Raw genomic sequence first — 322 nt, 5'->3', positions numbered from 1 at the left:
ACCCAACGCGGTACCGCCCCCCCCCCACCCCCGACCCCGAGGACCCCCCCCGGCCCCCCCCGGGAGGGGGGAAAAAAACAGCCCCAGCCCCTTCCCCGGTTCCGGCAACAAAGGCTCCTTCCCCCTTTTTTCCCTGGCCGGCGGGGCCCCCCCCCGCGAGCACAACGGTGAGGCGTCCTGCTGCCCAGCCCGTCAGGCGGTGTCGAACGCCCCCCCCCGCACCCCCGCCACGAACGCCGCGAACGCGGTCGCGGGGACCGTCAGCACCGGACCGCCCACCACCTTGGAATCACGGACCGGGACGACGCCGCGTGCAGCGGCG

1 protein-coding gene is annotated in these 322 nt (G+C 75.5%); it reads right to left on the bottom strand.

The window, feature by feature from the left end:
* Window positions 1-192: 192 nt before the first annotated feature.
* Window positions 193-322, bottom strand: a 130-nt coding sequence (locus IF19_RS01000000135270) for a DUF397 domain-containing protein (protein ID WP_032788790.1), incomplete at its 5' end; no start/stop codon positions are given.

It is taken from the genome of Streptomyces californicus, from assembly GCF_000717645.1.
In the GTDB taxonomy this organism is placed as follows: Bacteria; Actinomycetota; Actinomycetes; order Streptomycetales; family Streptomycetaceae; genus Streptomyces; species Streptomyces californicus.
Note: the sequence above shows the minus strand (reverse complement) of the source record. Positions and strands in the feature narration are given on the sequence as shown.